Annotated in this window: 18 protein-coding genes; 7 read left to right on the plus strand and 11 right to left on the minus strand. The window is 67.4% G+C overall.

Annotated elements, in window-relative coordinates:
• Positions 1–27 precede the first annotated feature (27 nt).
• Together E5P3_RS06690 and E5P3_RS06695 are read left to right on the plus strand one after the other, a co-directional pair.
• Positions 28–1,380, plus strand: coding sequence for an MBL fold metallo-hydrolase RNA specificity domain-containing protein (locus E5P3_RS06690; protein WP_162585266.1), 1,353 nt, complete (start codon positions 28–30; stop codon positions 1,378–1,380).
• Between the two features lie 15 nt (positions 1,381–1,395).
• Positions 1,396–2,901 (plus strand): thymidine phosphorylase family protein, encoded by a 1,506-nt coding sequence (locus E5P3_RS06695; RefSeq protein WP_162585267.1) that lies wholly within the window; start codon positions 1,396–1,398, stop codon positions 2,899–2,901.
• 52 nt (positions 2,902–2,953) lie between these two features.
• On the opposite strand, the gene E5P3_RS06700 is transcribed toward E5P3_RS06695, so the two are convergent.
• Entirely contained in the window at positions 2,954–3,694 is a 741-nt protein-coding gene (locus tag E5P3_RS06700) for a hypothetical protein (RefSeq protein WP_232073007.1), read from the minus strand.
• A 34-nt stretch (positions 3,695–3,728) separates the two neighbouring features.
• Here E5P3_RS06700 and E5P3_RS06705 point away from each other — a divergent pair, with 34 nt between their 5' ends.
• Positions 3,729–4,610 (plus strand): Crp/Fnr family transcriptional regulator, encoded by an 882-nt coding sequence (locus tag E5P3_RS06705; protein WP_232073008.1) that lies wholly within the window; start codon positions 3,729–3,731, stop codon positions 4,608–4,610.
• Here E5P3_RS06705 and E5P3_RS06710 read toward each other — a convergent pair.
• The 3 genes from E5P3_RS06710 to E5P3_RS06720 all read right to left on the minus strand — a co-directional run bounded on the left by E5P3_RS06710 (position 4,604) and on the right by E5P3_RS06720 (position 7,898).
• Positions 4,604–6,652, minus strand: a complete 2,049-nt coding sequence (locus E5P3_RS06710) for a PAS domain S-box protein (protein ID WP_162585269.1) — start codon at positions 6,650–6,652, stop codon at positions 4,604–4,606. The genes E5P3_RS06705 and E5P3_RS06710 overlap by 7 nt on opposite strands.
• Positions 6,649–7,380, minus strand: a complete 732-nt coding sequence (locus E5P3_RS06715) for a winged helix-turn-helix domain-containing protein (protein ID WP_162585270.1) — start codon at positions 7,378–7,380, stop codon at positions 6,649–6,651. The genes E5P3_RS06710 and E5P3_RS06715 overlap by 4 nt, the downstream gene beginning before the upstream one ends.
• 143 nt (positions 7,381–7,523) lie before the next feature.
• Positions 7,524–7,898 (minus strand): TraR/DksA family transcriptional regulator, encoded by a 375-nt coding sequence (locus E5P3_RS06720; RefSeq protein WP_162585271.1) that lies wholly within the window; start codon positions 7,896–7,898, stop codon positions 7,524–7,526.
• A gap of 151 nt (positions 7,899–8,049) precedes the next feature.
• On the opposite strand from E5P3_RS06720, the gene E5P3_RS06725 reads away from it, so the two are divergent.
• Positions 8,050–8,592 (plus strand): YcbK family protein, encoded by a 543-nt coding sequence (locus E5P3_RS06725; RefSeq protein WP_162589561.1) that lies wholly within the window; start codon positions 8,050–8,052, stop codon positions 8,590–8,592.
• Positions 8,593–8,596: 4 nt separating this feature from the next.
• Here E5P3_RS06725 and E5P3_RS06730 read toward each other — a convergent pair whose 3' ends face one another.
• Positions 8,597–10,198 carry a L,D-transpeptidase family protein gene (locus E5P3_RS06730; protein WP_162585272.1) on the minus strand — a complete coding sequence of 534 codons (1,602 nt, stop codon included), beginning with the start codon at positions 10,196–10,198 and terminating at the stop codon, positions 8,597–8,599.
• A gap of 67 nt (positions 10,199–10,265) precedes the next feature.
• Positions 10,266–10,490 carry a DUF883 family protein gene (locus E5P3_RS06735; protein WP_162585273.1) on the minus strand — a complete coding sequence of 75 codons (225 nt, stop codon included), beginning with the start codon at positions 10,488–10,490 and terminating at the stop codon, positions 10,266–10,268.
• Between the two features lie 281 nt (positions 10,491–10,771).
• Here E5P3_RS06735 and E5P3_RS06740 point away from each other — a divergent pair, with 281 nt between their 5' ends.
• From E5P3_RS06740 to E5P3_RS06750, 3 genes are read left to right on the plus strand one after another with little or no spacing between them, the layout of a single operon-like run.
• Positions 10,772–11,488, plus strand: coding sequence for an ABC transporter ATP-binding protein (locus E5P3_RS06740; RefSeq protein ID WP_162585274.1), 717 nt, complete (start codon positions 10,772–10,774; stop codon positions 11,486–11,488).
• Between the two features lie 7 nt (positions 11,489–11,495).
• Positions 11,496–13,886 (plus strand): ABC transporter permease, encoded by a 2,391-nt coding sequence (locus E5P3_RS06745; RefSeq protein ID WP_162585275.1) that lies wholly within the window; start codon positions 11,496–11,498, stop codon positions 13,884–13,886.
• Positions 13,887–13,893: 7 nt separating this feature from the next.
• On the plus strand, positions 13,894–15,108 hold the full coding sequence (locus E5P3_RS06750; RefSeq protein WP_162585276.1) for an efflux RND transporter periplasmic adaptor subunit: 1,215 nt from the start codon (positions 13,894–13,896) through the stop codon (positions 15,106–15,108).
• 44 nt (positions 15,109–15,152) lie between these two features.
• Here E5P3_RS06750 and E5P3_RS06755 read toward each other — a convergent pair whose 3' ends face one another.
• The 5 genes from E5P3_RS06755 to E5P3_RS06775 form a co-directional block, all read right to left on the minus strand.
• Positions 15,153–16,142, minus strand: coding sequence for a zinc-dependent alcohol dehydrogenase family protein (locus E5P3_RS06755; protein WP_162589562.1), 990 nt, complete (start codon positions 16,140–16,142; stop codon positions 15,153–15,155).
• A gap of 34 nt (positions 16,143–16,176) precedes the next feature.
• Positions 16,177–16,896, minus strand: coding sequence for an acetoacetyl-CoA reductase (gene phbB, locus E5P3_RS06760; RefSeq protein WP_162585277.1), 720 nt, complete (start codon positions 16,894–16,896; stop codon positions 16,177–16,179).
• Positions 16,897–16,898: 2 nt separating this feature from the next.
• Positions 16,899–17,552 carry a BON domain-containing protein gene (locus E5P3_RS06765; RefSeq protein WP_162585278.1) on the minus strand — a complete coding sequence of 218 codons (654 nt, stop codon included), beginning with the start codon at positions 17,550–17,552 and terminating at the stop codon, positions 16,899–16,901.
• 96 nt (positions 17,553–17,648) lie between these two features.
• On the minus strand, positions 17,649–19,370 hold the full coding sequence (locus E5P3_RS06770; protein ID WP_162585279.1) for a PHA/PHB synthase family protein: 1,722 nt from the start codon (positions 19,368–19,370) through the stop codon (positions 17,649–17,651).
• 115 nt (positions 19,371–19,485) lie between these two features.
• Positions 19,486–20,184, minus strand: coding sequence for a TetR family transcriptional regulator C-terminal domain-containing protein (locus tag E5P3_RS06775; protein WP_162585280.1), 699 nt, complete (start codon positions 20,182–20,184; stop codon positions 19,486–19,488).
• Between the last annotated feature and the right edge of the window lie 171 nt (positions 20,185–20,355).

Consider the following 20,355-nt stretch of genomic DNA (forward strand, 5'->3'; position numbering starts at 1 on the left):
CGAAGCTCTCGGCACCAAGGAGAAACCATGCGCATCCAATTCCTCGGCGGCGTCGGCACCGTCACCGGATCCAAGTACCTGCTGGAGCACAACGGCCGTCGGCTGCTGGTCGACTGTGGCCTGTTCCAGGGCCTGAAGCAACTGCGGCTGCGCAATTGGGAGCCTTTGCCGATCAAGGCCTCCGAGTTCGATGCGGTGCTGCTCACGCATGCGCACATGGACCACAGCGGGTTCGTGCCGCGGCTCGTGAAGCTCGGCTTCAAGGGCCCTGTGTACTGCAGTGGGGCGACGCGCGACCTTTGCGAGCTGCTGCTGCCGGATTCAGGCCGGCTGCAGGAAGAGGAAGCCGATTTCGCGAACCGGCACGGCCATTCGAAGCACAAGCCGGCCCTGCCGCTCTACACGCAAGAGGAGGCCGCTGCGGCCCTGACGCACTTCGAGACCATCCCCTTCGACAAGGAGCAGTCACCATGGCCAGGCTGGTCGTGGCGTCTGAAGCGCGCCGGCCACATCCTGGGGGCGGCCAGCGTTCACATCAGCTGGACGGGGGGCAGCATCCTGTTTTCGGGCGACCTTGGCCGCAGCGACGACCTGGTCATGCGTCCACCCGATTCTCCCGAGCAGGCGGACTATCTGGTCGTGGAGTCCACCTATGGTGACCGCCGGCATCGCGACGTCGACACGCTCACGGCGCTGGCCGACGTGCTCAATCGCACCGCGGCGCGCGGCGGCGTGGTCGTCATCCCTTCCTTCGCCGTCGGGCGCGCGCAGACCCTCCTGCATTGCATCCACCTGCTCAAGAAGGCGCGCCGCATTCCCGACATGCCGGTGTACCTGAACAGCCCCATGGCGGCAGATGCCACGCGCATTTTTCGGCATCACCTCGACGAGCACCGGCTGAGCGCCGAGCAGTGCGCGGCCATGAGCAAGGAGGTCACGATCGTCAACACGGTGGAGGAATCGAAGCGGCTCAACACGCTGACCTTTCCTTCGATCATCGTTTCTGCGAGCGGCATGGCGACCGGCGGGCGGGTCCTGCATCACCTGAAGACGTATGCACCCGACGCGAGGAACACGATGCTGTTTGCCGGCTTCCAGGCTGCCGGCACGCGTGGAGCCGCGCTGGTGGGCGGCGCGGAGGCGGTCAAGATCCATGGTGCCTATGTGCCGGTGCGTGCCGAAGTGGCGAATCTCGACACCTTGTCGGCCCATGCGGACCGCGAACAGCTGCTGGCATGGCTCGGTGGACTGCGTGCGCCGAAGCGGGTGTTCGTGACGCATGGCGAGCCGGTGGCCGCCGATGCGCTGCGGCTGGCGATCGAGGAGCGTCACGGCTGGCCGGTCACCGTGCCGGAATACCTCGAATCCCGCAAGCTCTGAAGAACGAACCACCCCATGCCCTTCGACCGCCTGCGGGCACGCCGTGCCCGCATCGACACCTACCAGCAGCCCGTGGTGTACATGCGCGGCGACTGCCCTGTCTGCCGGGCGGAAGGCTTCGAAGCGCAGGCGCAGGTCGAGGTGATCGCCAACGGACGCCATCTGCTCGCGATCCTGCATCACGTCAGCAGCGACTGGCTTCGGGACGACGAGATCGCGTTGTCGGAAGTCGCCTGGACCTTGCTGGGCTCGGCAGAGGGCGATGAAGTGGAGGTGCGCCATCCGCCGGTGCTCGCGTCGCTGGCGCATCTTCGCGCCAAGGCTCACGGCACGAGGTTTGGCTATTCCGCCCTGCGCGAGCTCATGGAAGACGTGGCCCGTGGCCGGCTTTCCGACATCCACCTGGCGTCCCTGGTAACGACCTGTGCTGGCGGCGGACTGGATTTCGACGAGACGGTGGCGTTGACCCAAGCCATGGTCGATGTGGGCGAGCGCATCGACTGGGGCGCTTCGCCGGTGATGGACAAGCACTGCATCGGCGGCCTCCCGGGCAATCGGACCACGCTGCTGGTGGTGCCGATCGTCACGGCGTGCGGCGTGCTGATGCCCAAGACCTCCTCGCGCGCCATCACCTCGGCGGCCGGTACGGCCGATGCGATGGAGACGCTCGCGCCAGTCGAACTCGACATGGCGGCGCTGCGCCGCGTCGTCGAAAGCGAGGGCGGCTGCATCGCCTGGGGTGGCGCCACGCGCATCAGTCCCGCCGACGACATGTTGATTCGGGTGGAGCGCCCGCTGAACCTCGACAGCGAAGGCCTGCTGGTGGCATCCATCCTTTCCAAGAAGGCTGCAGCGGGCTCGCAGCGCGTGCTGATCGATCTGCCGGTCGGCCCGCTGACCAAGGTTCGAAGCACCGCCGCCGCCGAGCTCCTGTCGCGCAGCCTGGTGTCCGTGGGCGCCGCATTGGGCCTGCAGGTGCGCACGGTCTTCACCGACGGCACCCAACCTGTGGGTCGCGGCATCGGGCCTGCCTTGGAAGCCATGGACGTGATGGCAGTGCTGGAACGCAGCGCGGACGCGCCGCAGGACCTGCGGGAGCGTGCCCTGCTGCTCGCCGGCCTGCTGCTGGAAATGGCCGGAAAATCTGCTCCCGGCGGCGGGCAGGGGCTGGCGCGCGAGGTGCTGGACGACGGGCGCGCGCTGGCCAAGTTCCTCGCGATCTGCGAAGCGCAAGGCGGCCTGCGCGTGCCACCGAGGGCGGCTCACACGGAGGACGTGATCGCGCATGCGAGCGGCACGGTCCTGGCGATCGACACGCGCCTCGTCTCACGCGCGGCCAAACTGGCGGGCGCTCCTCGCGATCCGGCCGCCGGAGCAAGAATGCATGTTCGTGCACGGGACCGTGTCGAGTTGGGTCAACCTCTTTTCACCTTGCATGCCAGCAGCCCGGGTGCGCTCCGCTACGCCTTGCGCTTCCTGCGCTCGCAGCTGCCTGCCGTTCACATCGAGGCGCTGTCATGAGCGCGGGCAGCGGCGGGCGCCCGCATGCTGTCGGCCGTGCGCCGACATTCCATCAGCTGTCCACAATGGTATCGAGCAGCACCGCCTGCATCACGAGGCGGTGATTCGCCGAAAGCCCGGCCTGGTCCAGCTGCCCGCTCGGCGTCGTGAGCGACCAGTGCGCGGCGTTCGTGGCATCGACTACGAAAGGCGCATCGTTCGACGCCGCCTGAAACGGGCTTCCCATCTGCACCTCGAAGCCTATCTCCCGGGCGGCAGACAGGAAAGCGCGGCCCCGCAAGGTCCACGGATCACCAAGGAAGAGAATGGATGCCCGGGACGTTGCCGGTACTCGCTGCTCACACAGCGCCATGAGATCCGCCAGCGCGCGCGCGGGGTGGTCGTCCGTGCCCAGTCCCTGGTAGACGGGCACCCCGGCTTCCCTTTCAATCCTGAGGGCGGCTTCCGAAGGCATCGTTCCGCAGTCGATCGCGTCGTACAGGCGGCCCAGCATCCGTGCCAGCGTGCGAAGGTCGTGGTCGGAGGACGCCGATCCCGCAGGCTCCGTGAACATGACCTCGGCGACGCGCGCCCCGAGCTCCAATGCAGCGCGATGGACGGCCGACTCTTCTACTCCGGATGACGTGCCGATCAACAGGGCGATGTTCTTCCCGCGCAGGGGCGCATCCATCGTTCCTGCTCTCGCCGCGTTTCTCAGGCGTTCGGCGGCGGCAAGGACCGAGCGGATACCGTCGGCGCCGAGCGGCGCGCCTGGCGCCAAGCGGTGGGGAGGGATGCGAAGGCAGGGTTTCACAACCGTGAAGGTATTGCCTGCAGCGATTCAGACCTTGATCGCCGTCAACGATCAGGCGTTCCATGAGCCTGGCTACCAAGGAGACACAAAGCATTCACCCACTGTTACCGAGACAGCCGTCATGTTGGCGTCGCTGTTGCACGGCCTTTCTAAGCTTCAGCCATCGACCAGCAAGGAGCAAGAAGTGACTGAAACGACGAGCGTTCCCAAGTGCACCCGCACCCCCGCCCAACGCATCGCAGACATGCTGCAATTGGTGCAGGACACCCTTCCGGTCCAGCGTCGCATCGTGCGCGCGGGGGACACGATCTTTCAGGCGGGCCAAGGCTTCGGGTGCCTTTACATCGTGAACTCAGGCTTCTTCAAGATGGTCAACTTGTCGAGCGAAGGGCGCGAGCAGGTGGTCGGTCTTCATTTCAAGGGCGACTGGCTCGGGCTCGACGGCATCGCCACGTCACGGTACGGCTGCGACGCGGTCGCGATGGACACCGGCGAGGTCTGGTCGGTTCGCTATGACGCCTTGCTCCAGGCAGCGGTCCGCACGCCTGCGCTGCTGACTGCGCTGCATGAGGCCATGAGCCGCGAGCTCACACGCGATCACGATTCGATGCTGTCGCTTTGCACCCTGCCCGCCGACGCGCGGGTGGCCGGCTTCCTGCGCTACTGGGCCGACGCGCTCGCACAGCGCGGCCTGCGCACCGACCAGATCACGCTGCGCATGACGCGCGCCGAGATCGGCAATTACCTCGGCATGACGCTGGAGACCGTGAGCCGCGCGCTCTCGCGGCTTGCGCGTGGCGACGTGATCCGTTTCACCGAGAAGGGCCGGCGCGATATCCACATCCCGCAGGTGGAGGCGCTGACGAGCTTCATGCAGGGCCTCGCCGCACCGATGGGCGCCGCCGCTCTTCACTGAGCTGCGTTGAGGGCCCTCGCGATGGCATGTTCGAGGTCGCTGCGCGTGTAGGGTTTGCGAAGCAGCTCCCAGCCCTGGGGCTCATCGAGCAGTTGGCCGGAATAGCCCGACATCAGCAGCACCGGCAGGCCGGGCAGCCGTGTACGCACCACCTCGGCCAGTTCGGTACCGCGCATGCCGGGGCCGAGCAGGATGTCGGTAAGCAGCAGCCCGATGCCCGGGTCCGATGCGAGCACGGTCAACGCTTCTTCGGCGTTCGCGCAGGCGAGGACCTCGCAAGCCATCGAAGCAAGGAACTTCTCTACCACGCTACGGACCTCGGAGTCGTCCTCGACCAGCAGGACACGCAGGTTCGCGGGCACGCTGCCCGACGCTGCAGCATCGACATCCTCGTCGGCAGAACCATCCTCGTCCACGCGCGGGAGGTAGATCGCGACCGTGGTGCCGGCGCCTGGCGCGCTGCTGAGACCGACGGCGCCGTGCGATTGCTTGGCGAATCCGTAGACGGTCGAAAGGCCAAGGCCGGTACCGCGGCCGCTTTCCTTGGTGGTGAAGAAGGGTTCGAAGGCGCGCTCCTTGACCGCTTCGGGCATGCCCGAGCCTGTGTCCGCGATAGAGATTGCCACGTAGCCGGCCTCGTTGGCCGGTCCGCGCTCGGCATCGAGACTGGCCGGCAGCGAGGGAACGGCGCGGCAGACAAAGGCCAGTGTGCCGCCTTGCGGCATCGCGTCGCGCGCGTTGATGGCCACGTTCAACAGCGCGGATTCGAGCTGCCCCGGGTCCGCCAGGCACAGCGCTTCTTCGGCATCGAGCGTAATGACGATGCGTTGATCCAGCGTGCGGCGCAGCATGTCGGTCAGGGAATGCAGCAGCGCGGCGGCGTCGACCACCGTGGGTTGAAGCACCTGGCGACGCGAGAACGCGAGCAGCTTGCCCGTCAGCTCGGCGCCTCGGCGTGTGGCACGCGAGGCGGCACCGACGAGTTGCTGGATGAGGGGATCGCCGGCGCACGCAGGAGCGTCCTCCAGCACCTGCAGATTGCCCGAGATGATGGTCAGCAGGTTGTTGAAGTCGTGCGCGACGCCCCCGGTCAGCTGGCCGACGGTTTCCAGCCGCTGCGCGTGGTTGAGCGCCTCTTCGCTCTGTGCGCGCTGCAGGACGGTCCCCAGCAGGCTCGAGAGCGAATCGAGAAATCGAAGCTCGTCCTCACCGAAGCGTCTGGGCGTGCTCGAATGCACTGTCAGGACACCGATGGTGCGGCCGCGATCCAGCAGCGGGACGGCGAGTTCGCTCAGCAAGCCGTGCTCGATGGCACTCGAAGCAGGCTGGAAGCGCTGCCCGGGCGTTTGATCGTCCACCAGCACGGCCTTTCCGTCGGCCACGACGCTGCCGGCAGGCGAGTCGGGCGAATTGGGAACTCGATCGCCGACGGCGAGATGCTGCAAGGCGCCGGTGACGGCGGCGACCCGGAACTCGAGGCCGTTCTGCTCCAGCAGGAGGATCTCGGCGGTCTCGACCTGGAGTGCTTCGGCGGCAATCGCCGGCACGCGCTCCAGAAGTTCCTGCGGGTCGCGCGCGTCGACCGCGAAGCGGCCGAACTGGGCAAGATGCTCGGCATACCGGGCTCTTTGCAAGGCCTGCTTGACGCGGGGATAGGCACCCACGCTGCGAATCGCGGCCACGACATAGGGCAGGCCGTGGTCCTGCAAGGGACTCAAGGCGATCTCGACCATCACCGTGCTGCCGTCTCGCCGTTTGGCGACCAGGTCCATCTGCATGCCCATCGGGCGCGTGCGCGGATGGGCTGCGTAGGCATTGCGATAGGCTGCATGGCGCGGCCGGATCGCGTCGGGCACCAGTTCGTCGACGGAAAGCCCGACGATTTCGTCCGCCGAATAGCCCAGCAAATCGAGCGCCGCCGGGTTGGCGAGTCCGATCATGCCCTGGAGATCGACCAGCAGAAGCGCGTCTGGATAGGCAGCGAAGAGCGAGCGGAATACCGCCCCATCGTCGATTCCGGGAACGAGGGATTTCTGCTTCATCCACCCGCCTCGACCCTGGGGACCAGGATGTAGCCCGCGCCGCGCACCGACTTGATGATCTGCGGGTTGTTCGGGTCGGCTTCCAGCTTCTTGCGCAGCCTCCCGATCTGGACGTCGATGGTGCGGTCGAAGGGGCCGCCGTCGCGGCCGCGGGTGTGTTCGAGAAGAAAGTCCCGCGACAGCACGCGGCCCGGGTGCGTCACCAGCGTGTTCAGCAGGTCGAACTCGCCTGTGGTCAGGGACACCTCGTTGCGGCCCGGATCCAACAGGCGCCGTGCCGCGGTGTCGAGCTCCCACTGCGCAAAGCGCAGCAGCGTCACGGCGTCGGTGTTTGCCTTGCCCGGCCCGGATTCGGCAGGCGCAAGCCGACGCAGCACGGCCTTGATGCGCGCGAGCAGTTCGCGCAGATCGAAGGGCTTGGTCACGTAGTCGTCGGCGCCGACCTCCAGGCCGACCACCTTGTCGACGGAATCGCCCCGGCCGGTGACGATCACCAGTCCGCAGCGCCAATGCTCCCGCAACTGGCGGGCGATGGCGAAGCCGTCCTCGCCCGGCAGGCCCAGGTCCAGCAGCACGAGGGCGGGCGCATCGCGTGCCATCAGTTCCATGAGCGCCGCGCCGGAATGCAGCTGGCTGACGCGGAAGCCGTGGCCTGCAAGGTAGTTGGCGAGCAGCACCGTGATGTCTGCTTCGTCGTCGAGAACCGCGAGATGGATGGAAGTGGTCACCCAGGGATGTTAGTCGGGTGGCTGCGGGCCATCAATGGGGGCCATTTGGGCCGGCGGCGGCGGCATGGACCCGCCCGCCATCGGGCCCGGGGCCCGATGGCGCCGTCTGCGCGCCTGCTCCGAGGCACTTGTGTCGGAAGGTATCAGGGGCGCAGCTTGTTCTCGGCCGCGGTCTGGCATGCCGCGCAACGCACTGCGATGGGTTGCGCCAACAGGCGCTCCCGCGGGATGGGATCCCCGCAGTCCATGCAGACGCCATAGCGGCCGGCGGCCATGCGTTGCTCCGCCTGCTCGATGTCGAGCAGCCTGGCCCGATCAATCTCGATCTCGGCGAAGCGCACGTCGCCCAGCCGCTCGGCCTCGGCTTCGTCGGCGTGGTTCTGGACCTCGTGATCCTGAGGTTGAAGCGTGGCTTCGACATCGGAGGAAGTGCCGCGGATTTCATCGACAGCGCTACGCTTCATGGCCTGGAGTCGATCAGCCAGCAGGTGGCGGTCGGCGTCGGTCAGATGTTTCATGGGGAACTCACAGGAAGATGGGAGGAAAGGCAATCGTCGCTGCCGGACGGCCGGCTCGCCTTGACATCCGTCAACTGTTCGCCCTCGATCAAACATAATGTCTGCCCGGTCGCCGGACTTCGGCGGCTTCCCGCATGACTCCTGCTTTTCGATGGAACTTGTGAACAGCCTTTCCCGACGCCGTTTCACCTGCGCGCTGGCAGCCTCCGCGTTCGCCGTGGGACCGGTCCAGGCGAAGGCCGCACCTGCAGCCCCGCGCGCCCTGCGCTTCGACAACCTGCACACGGGCGAGAAGCTCGCGGTCGAGTATTTTCAGGGCCAGCGCTACGACCCGGGCGCGCTCGCAGCCATCAACCATGCGCTGCGAGACTTCCGCACGGGCGATGTCGGCGAGATCGCCCCTGAACTGCTGGATCTGCTGCATGCGCTGGTGACGCTCACCGGGAGCGAACGTGCCGTGCAGGTCATCTCGGGCTACCGTTCGCCGGCCACGAACGCGGCGCTGGTCGAACGCAGCAGCGGCGTGGCCACCGGCAGCCTGCACATGCGGGGCCAGGCCATCGACATCCGGCTTGCCGACGTAGCGCTGCCGGCGCTGCGCAAGGCGGCGCTGGGCATGCGCGCCGGCGGCGTGGGCTACTACCCGGCCTCGAACTTCGTGCACGTGGACTGCGGCCGCGTGCGCGCCTGGTAGCCCTCTAGCGGCGGCCGTCGTATCGGCTTGCGAGCGCCCGCACCAGCCGGGCATCGTGGCCGTAGATGTCTGGCGCAAAGCGCAGCGCTCGATCCGAGGGCGTCACCATGGCTGTCATGTAGAACAGGATCACCGGCAGCGGCCGTGTGAGATCCACGCGTTGGGAAGAAGGCCCCGCCAAGGCCGCATCGATGCGCTCCGGGGTCCACTCCGGCTGCTCCCGAAGCACCCAGCGCGCGAGCGCCACCGGTTTCTCGACGCGCACGCAGCCGTGGCTGAAATCGCGTCGCGCGCGGCCGAACAATTGCGTCGCTGGCGTGTCATGCAGATACACGTTTTCGTCGTTCGGGAAGATGAACTTGACGCGTCCCAGGGCGTTCGCCGGGCCCGGCCGCTGGCGCAGCCGCAACACCCCCTGGCGCAGCAGGGCCAGGTTCTGGGGGGTGCTCGCCTCCACCGGCTGGACGTTGTCACCGGCACCACGCACGATCTCCATGTCGTGGCGCTGAAGATAGGCCGGGTCGCGCGCGATGGCCGGCAAGATCTCGTTGCGCACGATGGATGGCGGCACGTTCCAGTACGGCCGGAAGATGATGTAACGCATCCTTTCCGAGAGCACCGGGGTCCTGGTGTTCAGCGCGCGGCCCACCACGACGTTCATGTCGACCAGGGAGTCTGCGGGTGCAGCAGGATCCCAGGCCCAAAGACGGAACATCGCGATGTTGATGCCGATGAGGGGTTGATCATCAAGCTCGGGCAGCCAGCGCAGGCGCTCCAGCGCGAGTTCGAGTTGAAGGACTCGTTGGCTGAGCGGCACGTTCAAGGCAGCCAGGGTCGCGCTTCCGAGTGCGCCGTCGGCCTCCAGGCCATGGCGTTCCTGGAAGCGCCTGACCCCATCGGCCAGCGCGGCGTCGTAGCGGTCGACGGGAGGCGGCGCCTCGGCCGGCAGGTCGCCCAGGGCTACAAGCAGCCGATGCAGCGCGCCGGCCCCGGCATAGAGGTCTCCTGCCTTCAGCGACTTGGCGGGCGCGATGGGCGGCAGCAAGCGCAGCGAGGGGTCCGCAGCCAGCGTTCGATAGCGCTGCAAGGCCTCCCGCAGCCTTCCGTACTGGCCCAGGCCAGGGCGCAGGGCCGCCACGGCCTGCGGCAGGCGCCCCTCGTCTGCAGCCGCGTGCAGCAAGGCTGCGACATCCGCCGTCTTGCGCTGCGCTTCGACGCGAAAGCCGAGCGAACGCGGATCCACACGGCCGCTGTGCAAGTCGTGGAGAAATCGTTGCAACGCAGTATCCAGTGCGCGGTCGAAGTCCAGCGCGGAAGCCGCCGCCGACCCTGGCGCGCGGGCGAGGTCCGCGGCCTGGAGGGCAAGCTCACGGGCCTGGTAGTCTTGTGCCACCAGGCCATCGGCCGGGGCGTCTGCCAGCACCTGCAGGGCGTCGCGCGCGCTTGCATTGGGCCGCCCGGCGGCGTCCAGCCAGACAGAGTCGGCCCCTGCGGTTGAAGCGAGGAGCAGCAGCATCAAGCTCACGACCGCCGCCGGCAGCCTGAGCAGCCTGCCTTCAATCTCGCGTGAGACCGCCATCGCGAAGAGGTGAAACCGGCGGGGCATCATCGGTCGTTGCAGTTCTCCAGCGAAGACATCTCTTCTTCCGCTCAGGGGCTGTCCGAATCAGGGGTCAGCGCCTCGAGACGAGCAGCCCGATGATCAAGCCGGCAGCCGCGGCGAACCCGATCACACCGTAGGGATGTCGGTGCACGGCTTTGTCGGCCCGGCACACGGCGTTGCGCGCCTTGTGCTCTGTCATGTTCTGCAGATCGTGCAGCTGCTCGGGAAGCGCTTGGAGCGTCTCGACCAGCTTGTCGCCGATCTTGCCGGCTGAAACGGAAATTGTGTCGTTCATACGGGAGCCTTCCTTCACATGCTTTGAACAGGGGAGATAGATGCAGCCATGCTAGACGCGGCCGCCGGCAAGCGATTGACGTACATCAACGGATGAGGATCCACTTCGGCGAAGAGGGGCGAGCCGTGCGTCCGCAATTCCGCTTCGGCCGGGCGGCGATGTTCCGCATCGGCGCGCACAGCACAAGGAGGCGCCACGGCCGCCGCGCAGGTCTCCTGCAGCGCGCCCAAGGATTGACAGGCATCAAGTCGTACCGGCCGACCGCGTTGCAGGATCGGCACATGAGCGCAGATCCACTGACTGTCTTCCATGCCCGCGGCCTGGGCAAGACGTACCGTGCCGGAGACGTGGCCGTCGTGGCCCTGCGGGATGTCGATCTCGACATCGTCGCCGGCGAGTTCATGGTGCTGCTGGGGCCGTCGGGCAGTGGGAAGTCCACGCTGCTCAACATCCTCGGAGGGCTCGAGGTGGCGAGCACCGGCAGCCTGACCTACCTGGACCACGACCTGGTTGCGGCGAACGACGACCAGCTCACCCGCTACCGGCGCGATCATGTGGGATTCGTGTTCCAGTTCTACAACCTCATCCCCAGCCTGACCGCCTACGAGAACGTCGCGCTGGTCACGGACATCGCCGCGAACCCGATGCCGATCGACGATGCACTGGAGCGGGTGGCGCTGTCCGCGCGGCGCGATCACTTTCCCTCGCAGCTCTCGGGCGGCGAGCAGCAGCGCGTGGCCATCGCGCGTGCCATCGTCAAGCGGCCCGAGGTGTTGCTGTGCGACGAACCCACCGGTGCGCTCGACTACGCCACGGGCAAGCTGGTGCTCGACGTGATCGCCAGGATCAACCGGGAACTCGGCACCACGGTGCTGGTGATCACGCACAACGCCGCGATCGCGGGCATGGCCGACCGCGTGGCGTACCTGGCCGATGGCCGGCTCCAGAAGATCGAGCGCAATGCGCGGCGCATGGCTTCGACAGAGCTGTCCTGGTAGCTGCACGATGAAAGCGCTCGACCGCAAGCTGCTTCGCGATCTGCGGGCGATGTGGAGCCAGGCGCTGACCATCGCGCTGGTAGTGGCCAGCGGTGCGGGCGGCTTCCTCACGAGCCTGTCTGCGGTGGATTCGCTGGCCGCGGCGCGCGACACCTTCTATGCCGAGGGGCGCTTCGCCGACATCTTCGCGACCGTCAAGCGGGCACCTGTCGCCTTGGTCGAGCAGTTGCGCGACATTCCCGGCGTGGCCGACGTGCAAACGACGATCGAGCAGGTGGTCCGCATCCAGCTCGACGGCAGCAGCGATCCGGTGCTGGGGCAGTTGATCGGCGTCGACCGCCTGCAGCCGCCGCGTTTGAACCAGGTGAGCGTCGCGGCCGGTGCCGGCTTGTTCGACGCCGGCGACGGCGCCGGAGCCAGCCGGGATACGGTCGACGCGCTGGTCTCCAGGGGCTTCGCCGGTGCACGCGGGCTCAAGCCCGGCGACACGGTCGGCGCCCTGATCAACGGTCGTCATCGGCGCTTGCGAATCGTGGGCATCGCCCTGTCGCCCGAGTTCGTCTTCGCCGGTCTCTGGGGCATGCCGGACCAGCGTGGCTTCGGAGTCTTCTGGGTCGACCAGGCGGTGCTCGCCGCTGCCTACGACATGGAGGGCGCCTTCAACACCCTGGCCGTGCGCCTGGCACCTGCCGCGGCGCGGCGGGTTTCCGACGCGGAAGTCATCGACGCACTCGCGCAGCCGCTGGCCCGCTATGGTGGCGCGACGCCCCGTGCAAGGGTGGACCAGACCTCGCACGCGATGCTGGAGAACGAGATCAAGGAGCAGCGCGTCATCGGCACCGTGCTGCCGTCGATCTTTCTCGGCGTGGCCGCCTTCCTGCTGAACGTGGTCGTTTCGCGGCTGGTCGCCACGCAGCGCGAGCAGATTGCCGCGCTGAAGGCGCTGGGCTATGCCAATGGGACCATCGCTGCCCACTACCTGAAGCTGGTGCTGGTGATCGTCTCGGCCGGACTGGCGCTCGGCGTTGCTCTGGGCGACTGGCTCGGTGCCCAGCTGGTCGGTCTCTATGCCGAGCTGTTCCATTTCGCGCGCTTCGAGCACAGGATGGACAGCGGCCTCGCACTGCTCGCCGGCGGCATCACGCTGGCCACCGCGGTCGCAGGAACGCTGTCGGCCATCCTGGCGACAGTGCGGCTGTCTCCTGCCGAGGCGATGCGTCCCTCGGCCCCGGGGCGCTACCGGCGCACGCTTGCCGAGCGGCTGGGCGTCGCCGGCCTGAGCCCGGCCCTGCGGATGATCCTGCGGAACATGGAGCGGCGTCCGCTGCGGAGCAGCCTGTCGATCGGCGGAGTCGCGGCGGCAGTGGCCATCGTGGTGATGGGCAACTTCTTCCGCGACGCGATCGAGGTCGTCGTCGACACCACGTTCGTGCTGTCCATGCGCAGCGACGTCTCGGTGTGGTTGACCGAACCGGCCGACAACGGCATTGCGCTGCAGCTGGCGCGCCTGCCCGGCGTGCTGGCGCTGGAATCGTTGCGGGATGTGCCGGTCACGCTGGTCAACGGTCACCTGCGCCAGCGTGTCATGGTGCGGGGCGAGCCGGAACGAAGCGAGCTGTTTCGCATCGTCGATGTCGACGGCCGGCAGGCGATGCCGCATGGCGATGGCCTGCTGCTCACCGATCGGCTGGCCGACAAGCTGGACCTTCGGGTCGGCGATCGCGTCAGGGTGGAAGTGCAGGAGGGCCGCATGCTCACCTTCACGTTGCCGGTGGACGGCACGGTGCGCGAGATGATGGGACTGAACGCCTACATGAATCGTGCTGCGTTGAACCGCGCTCTGCGCGAGGGTGACGTCGCCACCGGCTTCGTGCTGGCGCTCGAGCGCGGCAGCGAGACGCGATTCCTGCAGGCCACGCAAGGCCTTCCCCGCGCCGCCGGCGCCTTCAGCAAGGCGGCCATGCTGCGCAACATGCAGGAACTGACTGCGCGCAACATTCTGATCATGAGCACGGTGCTCACGCTGTTCGCCTGCGTCATCGCCGTCGGCGTGGTCTACAACAACGCGCGCATCGCGTTGGCCGAGCGAGCCTGGGAACTGGCCAGCTTGCGCGTGCTGGGCTTCACGCGCGCCGAGGTGTCCGGCTTGCTGCTGGGCGAGATGGCGATCGGCATTGCCGTCGCACTGCCGCTGGGCATGCTGGCGGGCTATGCCCTCGTGCATGGTGTGACCGGACTGCTGAAGTCCGACCAGTTCTTCTTTCCGGTGGCGATCCGTCCGCGCACCTATGCACTCGCGGCGCTGGCTGTGCTGGCTGCTGCTGCTGCGAGCGCACTGGTGGTGCGGCGTCGCATTGATCGGCTCGACATGGTGTCGGCGCTGAAAACGAGGGAATGAAGAAGCCATGAATCGCAAGACCCAACTGATCTCCGCAGCGGGCGGCCTGGCGCTGGTGGCATTGCTCGCCTGGGCCTTCGCGCCCCGGCCCTTGGCTGTCGAGGTGGCGCGGGCGACGAGCGGGCCCTACGAACAGGCCATTCCCGAGGATGGCAAGACACGGCTTCGCGACCGCTACGTCGTCACGGCACCGCTGGCTGGCCGGCTGGCGCGCATCACGCTGCGCGAAGGTGACGCGATCGAGGCCGGCGCGATCGTGGCGACACTGACGCCCGTGTTCTCTCCGATGCTGGACGAGCGCACTCAGCGTGAGCAAGCATCCCGCGCCGAAGCTGCGCAAGCCGCGGTGCGGCGGGCCGCGGCCGCGCTGGAGCGGGCCCGGCTAGCGCTTGAGCAGGCGCGCGTCGATCTTCGGCGCAACGAACAGCTGGCAGGGCAGAACTTCTTATCGCCCGCCAAGCTCGACGCCGACAGGTTGGCCCTGCAGGCGGCGCAAAAGGATGTCGAGGCCGCCTTGGAGTCTCGCCATGTCGCCGAGCACGAGGCGGAGGTCGCCCGCGCCGCCCTGTTGGCGGTGCGCGCACCGGCGGGCGCGGCGAATGCCTTTCCTGTGCGCGCACCCGTGGCCGGGCGCGTGCTGCGCGTGACGCAAGGCAGCGAAGCCACGGTGGCACTGGGCGCGCCGTTGCTGGAGATCGGCGACACCACGCAACTCGAGATCGTGGCCGAGCTGCTGACCACGGACGCGCTGCAGGCGCTGCCGGGCTCGCTGGTGCGGATCGAGCGCTGGGGTGGCCTCGGCACCTTGGAGGGCCGCGTGCGGCTGGTCGAGCCTGCCGCCTTTACCAAGGTGTCCGCGCTCGGTGTCGAGGAGCAGCGGGTCAATGTCCTGATCGAACTCACGAGCCCGCCTGCTTCCTGGCAAGCGCTGGGTGACGGCTACCGCGTCGGTGTGCGCATCGTCACGCAAGCCCAGGCTTCGGTGCTGCGCGTGCCGGTGAGTGCGGTATTTCCGCATGCCGACGGCGGCATGGCGGTGTTCGTGCTCGAAGGCGGGCGTGCACGGCTGACGCCGGTGGAGCTGGGCGGGCGCAACGGCAGCCAGGCGTGGATACGCAGCGGCATCGCCGAAGGCGCAACGGTGGTCGTCTATCCTGCAGCGGCGTTGCGCGATGGCGCCCGGGCGAAGGCACGCCATGTGCCGGTGCAGGCAGCGTCGTGAGACCAGGCGCCGGAGATCCGTCTGCCCTCAGCTTGCACTGTGTGCTAGGGCAGCAGCACCGCGGCACCCTGAAGCCGGCCGGCGCGAAGGTCTGCGAGCGCTTCGTTGGCCTGCGCCAGGCCATAGGTGGTGATGTGGATCTGCGGCGGGTGCGCTTGTACCTGATCGAGGAACTCGCGGGCGTCGAGGCGCGTGAGATTGGCCACGGAGACCAGCTGCCGTTCTTCCCAGAGCAGTCGGTAGGCAAAGGAGGGAATGTCGCTCATGTGGATGCCACCGCAGACGACCCGGCCGCCCTTGCGCACCGCGCTCAGCGCGATCGGGACCAGTTCGCCGGCCGGCGCGAAGATGATCGCCGCATCCAGCGGGACGGCGGGCATCTCGTCCGACCCCCCGGCCCAGGTGGCTCCCAACGATCGCGCAAAGGCCTGGCCCGCGGTATCGCCCGACCGGGTGAAGGCATGGACCTGCCGGCCCTGGCCGACGGCGACCTGCGTGATCAGGTGGGCGGCCGCGCCGAACCCGTAGAGGCCCAGGCGCCGTGCGCCTTCACCGGCGGCTTTCAGGCTGCGCCAGCCGATCAGGCCGGCGCACATGAGAGGTGCGATCCGGGCCGGCTCCTGCGTCAACATGTCCAGCGGCAAACAGAAATCGGCCTCGGCGATGACATGGCTCGCGAAGCCGCCGTCGCGGTGGTAGCCGGTGAAGCGCGGCGCATCGCACAGGTTCTCATGGCCGGTCGCGCAGAAGGTGCAGTGGCCGCAGCTGTGGCCCAGCCAGGGCACGCCGACGCGGTCGCCGATGCGGTGCGTGACGACGCCCGGACCGAGGGCTTCGACCTCGCCGACGATCTCATGCCCTGGGACGATCGGCATCACGGGCAGCGGCAGGTCGCCATCGACCACGTGCAGGTCGGTGCGGCAGACCGCGCAGGCGAGCACGCGCAGGCGCAGCTCGCCGGCGGCCGGCTCCGACAGGGGGCGCTGCTCCATCTGCAACGCCTGGCCCGCGGCGCGGAGCACCATCGCCCGCATTGCAGCTAGGCCTCGTGTCAAGCGCATGACATGCTCAGGGCATGTACTTGCCGCCGTTGATGGACAGCGTGATGCCACTGATGAAGCCGGCCTCGTCGGCAGCGAGAAAGACGACGCCGCGCGCGATCTCCGCCGGTGTCGCCAGCCGTCCCATCGGGACGGTCTTCAGGATCTGCGCGAGCGCGTCGGGCGGCACCGCGCCGACCATGGCGGTATCGGTGTAGCCCGGCGCCACGACGTTGGCCGTGATGTTGCGAGACGCGCCTTCGAGCGCGAGCGACTTCGTGAAGCCGACGAGGCCCGCCTTGGTTGCTGCATAGTTGGTCTGCCCCACCTGGCCCGACAGTCCATTGACCGAGCTCATGTTGACGATGCGGCCGAAGCGGCGTTCCCGCATGCCCTCGATCACCGCTCGGCACATGTTGAAGCAACCGCCCAGGTTGACGTCGAGCACCTCGCGCCACTGCTCGAGCGTCATCTTGTGCAGCATCGCGTCGCGCGTGATGCCGGCATTGTTGACCAGCACCTCGATCGGTCCCAGGGCGGCCTCCACGCGGGCCACGCCCGCCTGGCACGCGGCCGGATCGGCCACGTTCCACGCGAATGCGGGTATGCCGGTTCGCGCGGTGAACGCCTCCGCTGCCTGGGTGTTGGAGCCGTAGTTGGAGGCGACGCGGTAGCCTGCGGCCGAAAGAGCTTCGGCCACGGCAGCTCCGATGCCGGCGGTTGCGCCGGTGACCAGTGCGACTCGCATCGTCAGGCTTCGACGAGCAGGTTGTTGATCACGTTCGCGACGCCCGGCGCCGACCATGCGGCCCCCTGGGCAGCCTTGCGTTCAGCCCAGGAGTGGACCTTGCCGCTGAGCGTGACATGGGCACCGCTCACCTCGACCTTGATTCGCTCGGCTTCGCGACCGGCTTGGCGCTCGAGTGCTTCCTGGATCTTCTTCTCGACGTCGGCCGCCGTGAACTTCGGCTTCACGACGACCCGGTTCGTGACGCCGGTGACGCCGAGCAGGTCGCGCACGGCACCTTCAGCCGCCCTGCGCTGGTAGTCCCACTCGACTTCTCCATTCAGGGTGACCCAGCCGTTCTCCACCATCGGATGGATCTTGTCCTCGGGCACGAGCACGTTCCACTCGATGGCACGTTCCACCGCCATGGCGATGTCGGCGTCGGTTCGCGTGTAGTCGGAGCTGAGCTTGACCGGCATTTCGATCGCCAGCGCCTTCACGCCCTGTACGCGCTGCGCAGCGCGCTCGATGGCGTATTTCTCGGCGTGGCTGGAGGGATGGCCGGTCAATGTGACCACGCCGTCCTTGACGATCACGCCGACGTCGGTGGCGGTGATCGCCGGGTCCCAGTTCAGTTCGGCGACGATATCGCTTCTGAGTTGTGCATCGGATCTCATGGGGATTCCTTTCGTTGGTGTGGATGGGTGCCTGCCACTTTAGGAAGCGCATGGAGGTTGACCGTTGCGCTGGATCAAGGGATCGGCACGGCGCGGTCAACGTGCCATGACATAGGTGCCCGGTGCATCGCAAACCGGGGCGTAGCCGAGCTGTGCGTGGCCCATGCGCGGCGGCTTGCGCCGCGGCCCCGAGCGAGCCGCGAGCCATGCTTGCAGTGCGGGCCACCAGGAGCCTCCGACCTGCTCGGCGCGAGCGGTGTACTCGTCCGGCGATACGTACGGCGCATTCCTGGCGCGGTGGAGGACCCGATAGTGGCGGTGCGCGTGGCCGGGCTCGCTCAGGATCCCGGCGTTGTGGCCGCCGTCGGTAAGAACGAAGCTGATCTCGGTATCGCACAGCAGGTTCAGCTTGTACACGGAGCGCCATGGCGCGACATGGTCGGTTCGCGTGCCGACAGCGAAGATCGGTGCCTCGATGTCGCCCAGCGAGACCGGGCGTCCGTTCACCAGGTATTGGCCACGCGCAAGCGCGTTGTCGCGGAACAGGCTGCGCAGGTAGTCGGCGTGCATCCGGTAGGGCATGCGCGTGCCGTCGGCGTTCCAGGCCATGAGGTCGGTCGTCGGCGCGCGTTCGCCGAGGAGGTAGTTCTGCACCATGGGCGACCAGATGAGGTCGACGGCGCGCAACAGGTGGAACGCGCCGGCCATCTGGCTCGAATCCAGATAGCCCTGGCGCGCCATCAGGTCTTCCATGAAGCTGAGCTGGCTCTCGTCGATGAAGAGGCCGAGTTCTCCCGGCTCCGTGAAATCCGTCTGCGCGGCCAGCAGCGTCACCGTCGCGAGGCGATCGTCGCGGTCGCGCGCCATGGCTGCGGCGCCGATGGCCAGCAGCGTGCCTCCCAGGCAGTAGCCCACTGCATGCACGCGCTGCCGGGGCACGATGGTGTTGATCGCATCGAGGCTGGCCATGAGGCCTTGCGCCAGGTAGTCGCCGATGCCGAGGTCCCGATCATTCGCATCGGGGTTTCTCCACGAGATCGCGAACACGGTGTGGCCCTGGCCGACCAGATAGCGGATCAGGGAGTTGTGCGGGGAGAGATCGAGGATGTAGTACTTCATGATCCACGCACTCATGATCAGCACCGGCTCTGGATGGACCGTGGCCGTCGTGGGCGCGTACTGGATCAGCTCCATCAGGTGGTTGCGCAAGACGACCTTGCCGGGGGTAATCGCCACGTCGCGCCCAGGTACGAAGTTCTCGGCACCCTTTGGCGGCAGGCGCTTGAGGCTGCGCTGCAGATCTTCTGCAAAATTGCGGGCGCCTTGCAGCAGATTCAGTCCGCCTGTCGCGGCGGTTCTTTGCAGCACCAGCGGGTGGGTGGCGGGCCAGTTTGCCGGCGAGCAGATCTCGTGCAACTGCCTTGCCGCAAACGCGACGACCTGTTCGTGGTGGCGCTCGACGCCGGGCACCCCTTCGGTCAGCTGCCGCAACCACTGGCCGCTTTCGCGGAACGCCTGCCGATACAGGGTGAAGGGCCATGCATCCCATGAAGGGTCTGAAAGGCGGCGGTCGTCTTCGTGCGAGTCCGGCGTCGGCGGTCCATGGGCGGGCAATGCCTGGAGAGCCTGGTCGGTGGCCTCTACCGCCCGCATCAGCGGGCCGCTCATGAGCACTTGTGCACTGCGTGCCGGCTGCGCCGCGAGGTGGATGGCCCAGTCCGACCAGGCCAGCATCAGCGCTGCAGGTGAAAGCCCTTTCGTCAGTTGGGCCAGTCCGGCGTGCAGCGTCCGGTCCAGTGCTTCGACTCTGTCGTCCATCTAGATCCTCGATGTGATGCCAATGGTGTCGAAGTCTGGACGCGCGGGCGAGCCAGGCGCTTGATCGACGTCAAGGTGCCGCAACATCGATCGCCGCGATGCTGCGGCATGTCAACTAGCGAACGCCGGCGGTCTTCAGCAGCAGTTCCGTGACCTGTGCGATCAGCCGGCGCTGGTCGTCGCTCTCCGGCACGCTCCCCTTGTACGTCACCTGCGCCGCATGGTCGGCGTAGAACTGGGTCACGGCACAGAGATGGAGCAGGAACACCATGGGGTCGGCCTGGTCCATGAGGTCGTTGTTGATCCAGTCCTGGATCATCATTGCGGCCTGGTGAGTGCGCTGCCTGCTCGAGTCCGTCATCGTCCTGAGCACCGGCGCACCGCGCAACACCTCGGCGGCCAGGATCCGCGCGCGCAGCGGATGCTCGAAGGAGAACAGCATCTTGCGGTGGATCAGCTCTACCAGCACCCTGCGCGGCGCGCAGGCCCCGCGGCTGAAATCGCAGCTACCGATCAGGTCATCGACGATGTCTTTCAGGACTTGCCGGTAGAGGCCTTCCTTGCTTTCGATGTAGTAGTACAGCTGCGCCTTCGATAACCCCGCCTTGTCGGCGATTGCCTGAGCCGAGGCGCGGGCCGGACCTTCACTTGCGAACTCCCGGATCGCGGCATGGTAGATCGCATCCAGCACTTGCGCGTGCTTGCGCTTGCCAGGTGCCGAGGGCGCTGCGATCTGGACTGGAGCACGCTCAGCCGCAACTTCCGTTCCGGCAGGTACGGCGCTGAGAAATGCGACATCTTCGGCTTCACTCATCGGGGGGCCTCCGTTGCTGGCGAGATGAACGGTTGTACCTCCGCAGGCCCGGCCGGGACTTGCGCTGTGTCAAGCGCGGTGTGGACGCCTTCGACCGGACGGCCTTGTGTTGACGCGTATCAAGCCCGATGGGCATCCAGGCGCTGAAACTGACAGCGAACACCTTCCGGC

It is taken from the genome of Variovorax sp. RA8 (assembly GCF_901827175.1).
In the GTDB taxonomy this organism is placed as follows: domain Bacteria; phylum Pseudomonadota; class Gammaproteobacteria; order Burkholderiales; family Burkholderiaceae_C; genus Variovorax.